Here is a 6,110-nt window from a genome sequence, read left to right on the forward strand (position 1 = left end):
CCCGGCACGCGAGGGCGTTGCCGGGCACTTTGCGATCACTCGCTCAGCAGATGCCCCATTTTGGCGGCTTTGGTATCGAGGTAGTGCGCGTTTTTTGGGTTACGTCCCACAATGAGCGGTACACGCTCAACGATATTGATCCCCGCTTCGGTCAGAATTTCGACTTTTTTCGGGTTGTTAGTCAGCAGGCGTACTTCATCCACGCCCAGCAGCTTAAACATATCCGCACACAGCGTGAAATCGCGCTCATCGGCAGCGAAGCCGAGCTGGTGGTTTGCTTCTACCGTGTCGTACCCCTGGTCCTGCAGCGCGTAGGCGCGGATTTTATTCAGCAGGCCAATATTGCGCCCTTCCTGGCGGTGATAAAGCAGCACACCGCGACCCTCTTCGGCAATATGAGAGAGCGCTGCCTCCAGCTGGAAACCGCAATCACAGCGCAGGCTGAACAACGCATCGCCGGTCAGACACTCCGAATGAACGCGAGAAAGTACCGGGGTTTGTCCTGAAATGTCGCCGTACACCAGCGCGACGTGATCCTGTCCGGTCGCCAGTTCTTCAAATCCCACCATCAGGAAATCGCCCCATGGGGTTGGCAGTTTGGCTTCTGCCACACGTTTAAGCTGCATGTGATTCTCCAGAGTAGGCTGACACGTTTCGTGTCTTCCGCCTGTTTTTGCTTTCTGTATCCGTTCATTTTGCCACAAGCTCAGCAGGTTCGCCTAATGGCTGCCATGCTATACGAACGTTAAACGCACGATCCGACATATCCACCCGTCGGATGAATTTCAGTTATGATTGTGACGCTTAGCGAAAAAGGAGAAGACATGCTTTCAATCGCCAGACGAACGGCAGCAGGTGCGGCCATATTGTTGATTATGCCATTAGCCGTTTGGGTATCAGGCTGGATGTGGCAGCCCGGGCACAATACCCTGTGGCTGAAAACGTTATACTGGATAACAGAGACGGTCACCCAGCCATGGGGCATCATTACTCATGTAGTGCTTTGCGCCTGGTTTTTGTGGTGCCTGCGCTTTCGTCTCCGCGCAGCGCTGGTGCTCTTTGCTATCCTCGGTGGGGCGATTCTTGTTGGCCAGGGGGTAAAATCCTGGGTGAAAGGCCATGTGCAGGAGCCGCGGCCTTTTGTGGTCTGGCTGGAAAAAACGCATCATGTTCCGGTGAATGAGTTCTACAATTTAAAACGTAAAGATCGCGGTGCGCTGGTAAAAGAACAGCTTGCGGAACAGCAGGATATCCCGACGTTTTTACGTAAACACTGGCAAAAAGAGACCGGCTTTGCGTTTCCATCCGGGCACACCATGTTCGCCGCCAGTTGGGCACTTCTTGCCGTCGGCCTTTTATGGCCGCGGCGTCGGACTGTCACTATCGCCATTTTATTGGTCTGGGCGACGGGGGTGATGGGGAGCCGTCTACTGCTGGGCATGCACTGGCCACGCGATTTAGTGGTGGCGACGCTCATTTCATGGCTGCTTGTTACCCTTGCCACCTGGCTGGCTGAACGACTCTGCGGTCCGTTAACGCCGCCGCCGGAAGAGAAAGAAGAGATCGCCGAAAGGGAGCACAGTGGCGTCTGAAGGTTGATTTTGCGCATTTAGCCCATAAATCCATGACGGGCGCGTCACTTTTTCCGTTTCGCGCCCGTCGCTAAAATGGTAGTTTATAAGGCTGATTGCGGTAAGTTGAACACACTTTATTCGCTTGAACCACATAACGGGAAGTAATGTGAAATATTTACTCATTTTCTTACTGGTATTGGCGATTTTTGTCATTTCAGTCACATTGGGTGCACAAAACGATCAACAGGTGACGTTTAACTATCTGCTGGCGCAGGGCGAGTATCGGGTTTCGAGCCTGCTGGCGGTCTTGTTCGCAGCGGGTTTCGCCATCGGCTGGCTGGTTTGCGGTCTGTTCTGGTTAAAAGTACGTGTTTCGCTTGCGCGCGCTGAACGTAAAATTAAACGCCTCGAACATCAAATTGCGCCTGCGTCCGACATTCCGGAAAGCTCTGGTGTGCCGGTCGTCAAGGAATAATCGAATATGCTGGAGTTGTTGTTTCTGCTTTTGCCTGTAGCCGCTGCCTATGGCTGGTATATGGGCCGCAGAAGTGCGCAACAAACAAAACAGGATGAGGCGAACCGACTCTCCCGCGACTACGTTGCAGGGGTGAACTTCCTCCTGAGCAATCAACAGGATAAAGCGGTCGACCTGTTCCTCGACATGTTAAAAGAGGACACTGGGACCGTTGAAGCACACCTGACCCTGGGCAACCTGTTCCGCTCGCGCGGCGAGGTTGACCGTGCCATTCGTATTCACCAGACCCTCATGGAAAGCGCCTCGTTAACTTACGATCAGCGCCTGCTGGCAGTACAACAGCTGGGCCGCGACTACATGGCGGCAGGGTTGTATGACCGTGCGGAAGATATGTTCTCGCAACTGGTGGATGAAACAGATTTCCGCATAGGTGCGCTGCAGCAGCTGCTGCAGATTTACCAGGCCACCAGCGACTGGCAGAAAGCCATTGATACCGCTGAACGTCTGGTTAAGTTGGGTAAAGACAAACAGCGCGTCGAGATAGCCCATTTCTACTGCGAACTTGCCCTGCAACAGATGGGGAACGACGACATGGACAAAGCCATGGCGTTGCTGAAGAAAGGGGCCGCCGCAGACCGCAACAGCGCGCGTATTTCCATCATGATGGGGCGCGTGTTTATGGCAAGTGGCGACTATGCCAAAGCCGTTGAAAGCCTGCTGCGCGTCATTGATCAGGACAAAGAGCTGGTCAGTGAAACCCTTGAAATGCTGCAGACCTGTTATCAACAGCTGGGTAAACAGGATGAGTGGGTAGCGTTCCTGCGCCGCTGCGTGGAAGAGAACACCGGAGCCACTGCGGAGCTGATGCTTTCCGACGTAGTGGAGCAGCATGAGGGCAGCGACACGGCGCAGGTTTATATTACGCGTCAGCTGCAGCGTCATCCTACCATGCGGGTTTTCCATAAGCTGATGGATTACCACCTGAACGACGCAGAAGAAGGGCGTGCTAAAGAGAGCCTGATGGTGCTGCGTGACATGGTGGGCGAACAGGTGCGTAGCAAGCCGCGCTACCGCTGTCAGAAGTGTGGTTTTACCGCGTATACGCTGTACTGGCACTGTCCTTCATGCCGGGTCTGGTCAACCATCAAGCCTATTCGCGGTCTCGATGGGCAGTAATTTTTTAAAACTCCTCACTTTAGTTACAACATACTTATCACTTTTATAATCCCATTCAGCATCGTGCGGCTTGCCAGCCTGGCAGGGAATAAAACGATCCTGTCAATTTGTGGCGCTGGCAGGTAGAATGCACGCCGTTTATCTGTTCCGCGCCGCTGCGCGCCCATAGACGAAAAGGGCTGGTCATGACGTCTGTTACTTCCTCCACTTCCCGCGTAGTTACTGATTCTCCTGTTGTTGTTGCTCTTGATTACAATAAACGTGACGCTGCTCTGGCTTTTGTCGACGGTATTGATCCTCGCGACTGTCGCCTTAAAGTGGGCAAAGAGATGTTTACGTTATTTGGACCGCAAATCGTACGCGATCTGCAACAGCGCGGTTTTGACGTTTTCCTCGACCTCAAATTTCATGATATTCCAAACACCACGGCGCATGCCGTTGCCGCGGCTGCCGAGTTGGGTGTATGGATGGTTAACGTGCATGCATCGGGTGGGGCGAGAATGATGACAGCCGCGCGTGAAGCGCTTCTGCCGTTTGGTAGCGACGCCCCCTTGTTGATTGCGGTTACGGTGCTGACCAGCATGGACGAAAATGACCTGCGTGACCTCGGTGTGACGTTGTCACCGGCTCAACATGCAGAACGTCTTGCGCGACTGACGCAGAATTGCGGCCTGGACGGTGTAGTCTGTTCCGCGCAGGAAGCGGTGCGTTTCAAAACGGAGCTGGGCCAGAATTTCAAACTGGTCACGCCGGGTATTCGCCCAGCGGGTAGCGAGGCTGGCGATCAGCGCCGTATTATGACCCCTGAGCAGGCGCTGGCGGCAGGCGTGGACTACATGGTCATCGGCCGTCCAGTGACACAATCTGCTAATCCGGCAGAGACGCTTAAGGCTATCAACGCATCACTGAAAAAGGGGGCGTAATGACCGACTCAAACAGCCGTCTGGTCTATTCAACCGAAACCGGGCGCATTGATGAACCGAAAGCGAAAGCAGAGCGCCCGAAGGGCGACGGTATTGTCCGTATCCAGCGCCAGACCAGCGGGCGTAAAGGTAAGGGTGTTTGCCTTATCACGGGTATCGATCTGGATGATGCAGAACTGGCGAAACTGGCGGCTGAACTGAAAAAGAAATGTGGCTGCGGCGGTGCCGTCAAAGACGGGATAATCGAAATCCAGGGTGATAAACGCGATGTCATTAAATCGCATCTCGAAGCCAAAGGGATGAAAGTAAAACTGGCGGGCGGCTAAAATAAATGAGCCACGGTATTTACCGTGGCTCTTGTTTTATACGTGCGTAAGTCAGACCTGAAATGCGATAAATATCGCGATGCCCATCAGGGCGTATAATAATTATTTGCCGACCTGGTGACCGATAATACCACCAACAGCAGCACCACCTAATGTACCCAGCGTACTACCGTCTGTTAATACTGCACCACCCAGTGCACCAGCACCGGCACCAATGGCGGTGTTACGGTCACGTTTAGACCAGTTAGAGCATGCGCTCAGGGACATTGCTACAGTGATTGCCAGAACAGCGGCGGCTAATTTTTTGCTGGTTAAGGTCATAATACTTTCTCCTGAATTATCGATTCACGGAAAGATGCACGCTTTAAGTATAGACTAAACGAATACTTAAATTCTGTTCTCCGTGAAAGCTGGTCGCGCAGGTGTTACGTCATCACGCAGGTGATAGTCACTTCCTGTTATATCGCTAACATTAATTTTACGTATTCAGGGTCAGTTAAACAGGTAAAAACTCTTAAAGGGGGGTTAGGATTCCTCTCAGAGAGAGGTTAAGAGGCGCCTGAAATTCAGGCGCTCGCGGACTCAGGCGGGTTTTTTAATAATGTCGACGATAAGTCCGTCTTCCTGGAGTTTATTCCGATGCGCTTCGCTCAGACGGTCATCGGTAATTACGCGGCTGAACCGGGATATTGGCCCCATCGTATAAGGATGGACCGCGCCAAATTTTGAACTGTCGGTCAGCACGATTGCGTCACACTCTTTTTCCAGTACCGCGTTCACAACGTCTGAACGCATCATATCCCGACCGGTAAAGCCGGTTTCGGGCTGCCAGCCGTCAATACCGATGAAGGCCTTGCTGAAATGCACCTGCTGCACGTACTGACGCGTCAGTGGGCCGACCATGCTCTCACTTTTTTTCTGATAGATACCGCCCAGCAGGATGACCTCGCAGCGTGTCTCCTTCAACAAGTGAGCGATATAGCTACTGACGGTAATGATGGTGATGTCTTTTTGCTCGGCCAGGGTGCGGGCCAGCAGGGCGTTGCTACTGCCGTTCTCAATAAAGACCGTTTCGCCATTGTTCACTAAGGACGCGGCAAACTCAGCCAGCTCACGTTTGAGGGCATAGTTATTCATCATGCGGGTTTCTACGTCCTCGCTGTCCAGCGGGACCGCATACCCATGCGCACGACGCAGGTAGCTCTGTTTTTCGAGTAGATTCAGATCCTGACGGATGGTGACTTCAGAAACGCCTGTCGTTTTAGCGAGATCGACGACGCTCACGCGCCCCTGATCGATGACCATCTGCAAAATGATTTGTTGTCGGGAATTCATAGCATCCATTTAATAAAGCGAAACGAGGGCGGATAGGGCGTGGTTAAACTTCCCACGGGGCTTTTGGCTGTCTGTTTTCTGACGCGGTTTCGGCGCCATTCTGAGCCAGAAGTTCAGACTTCAGGATCTCAAGGTTACGGATCGCAGAGTGATAATCGCCCGCCACCAGTATATCCAGCACGGTATCAATTCGTTGGGCTACAGCCCTGAGAGATCCCCTCATAATTTCCCCAAAGCGTAACCATGTGTGAATAAATTTTGAGCTAGTAGGGTTGCAGCCACGAGTAAGTCTTCCCTTGTT

General features: G+C 52.9%; 10 protein-coding genes. 5 read left to right on the forward strand and 5 right to left on the reverse strand.

The window, feature by feature from the left end; translation table 11 throughout:
• Nucleotides 1-35 precede the first annotated feature (35 nt).
• Nucleotides 36-626: a GTP cyclohydrolase II gene (gene ribA / locus ACOTZF_RS16385; protein ID WP_013096372.1), complete on the reverse strand. Its 591-nt coding sequence runs from the start codon at nucleotides 624-626 to the stop codon at nucleotides 36-38.
• A gap of 198 nt (nucleotides 627-824) precedes the next feature.
• Here ribA and pgpB point away from each other — a divergent pair, with 198 nt between their 5' ends.
• The 5 genes from pgpB (at nucleotide 825) to yciH (ending at nucleotide 4,474) form a co-directional block, all read left to right on the forward strand.
• On the forward strand, nucleotides 825-1,592 hold the full coding sequence (pgpB, locus tag ACOTZF_RS16390; RefSeq protein WP_028027956.1) for a phosphatidylglycerophosphatase B: 768 nt from the start codon (nucleotides 825-827) through the stop codon (nucleotides 1,590-1,592).
• 148 nt (nucleotides 1,593-1,740) lie between these two features.
• Nucleotides 1,741-2,049: a LapA family protein gene (locus ACOTZF_RS16395; protein ID WP_013096374.1), complete on the forward strand. Its 309-nt coding sequence runs from the start codon at nucleotides 1,741-1,743 to the stop codon at nucleotides 2,047-2,049.
• Nucleotides 2,050-2,055: 6 nt separating this feature from the next.
• Nucleotides 2,056-3,225, forward strand: a complete 1,170-nt coding sequence (gene lapB, locus ACOTZF_RS16400) for a lipopolysaccharide assembly protein LapB (RefSeq protein ID WP_129251821.1) — start codon at nucleotides 2,056-2,058, stop codon at nucleotides 3,223-3,225.
• A 185-nt stretch (nucleotides 3,226-3,410) separates the two neighbouring features.
• Entirely contained in the window at nucleotides 3,411-4,148 is a 738-nt protein-coding gene (gene pyrF, locus ACOTZF_RS16405) for an orotidine-5'-phosphate decarboxylase (protein WP_126850846.1), read from the forward strand.
• On the forward strand, nucleotides 4,148-4,474 hold the full coding sequence (yciH, locus tag ACOTZF_RS16410; RefSeq protein ID WP_013096377.1) for a stress response translation initiation inhibitor YciH: 327 nt from the start codon (nucleotides 4,148-4,150) through the stop codon (nucleotides 4,472-4,474). The genes pyrF and yciH overlap by 1 nt, the downstream gene beginning before the upstream one ends.
• A 102-nt stretch (nucleotides 4,475-4,576) precedes the next feature.
• On the opposite strand, the gene osmB is transcribed toward yciH, so the two are convergent.
• From osmB to ACOTZF_RS16430, 4 genes are all read right to left on the reverse strand, one after another.
• Entirely contained in the window at nucleotides 4,577-4,795 is a 219-nt protein-coding gene (gene osmB, locus ACOTZF_RS16415; RefSeq protein WP_008501216.1) for an osmotically-inducible lipoprotein OsmB, read from the reverse strand.
• A 261-nt stretch (nucleotides 4,796-5,056) separates the two neighbouring features.
• Nucleotides 5,057-5,809 (reverse strand): DNA-binding transcriptional regulator YciT, encoded by a 753-nt coding sequence (locus ACOTZF_RS16420; RefSeq protein WP_013096378.1) that lies wholly within the window; start codon nucleotides 5,807-5,809, stop codon nucleotides 5,057-5,059.
• A 43-nt stretch (nucleotides 5,810-5,852) separates the two neighbouring features.
• The gene (locus ACOTZF_RS16425; RefSeq protein ID WP_421636120.1) at nucleotides 5,853-6,032 is read right to left on the reverse strand and encodes a hypothetical protein; all 180 of its coding nucleotides are present in this window, start codon (nucleotides 6,030-6,032) and stop codon (nucleotides 5,853-5,855) included.
• On the reverse strand, nucleotides 6,029-6,110 hold an 82-nt coding region (locus tag ACOTZF_RS16430; protein ID WP_048266543.1), incomplete at its 5' end, for a hypothetical protein. The genes ACOTZF_RS16430 and ACOTZF_RS16425, both read right to left, overlap by 4 nt.

The organism is Enterobacter cloacae complex sp. SHL021 (assembly GCF_049237765.1).
GTDB lineage: Bacteria > Pseudomonadota > Gammaproteobacteria > Enterobacterales > Enterobacteriaceae > Enterobacter > Enterobacter cloacae.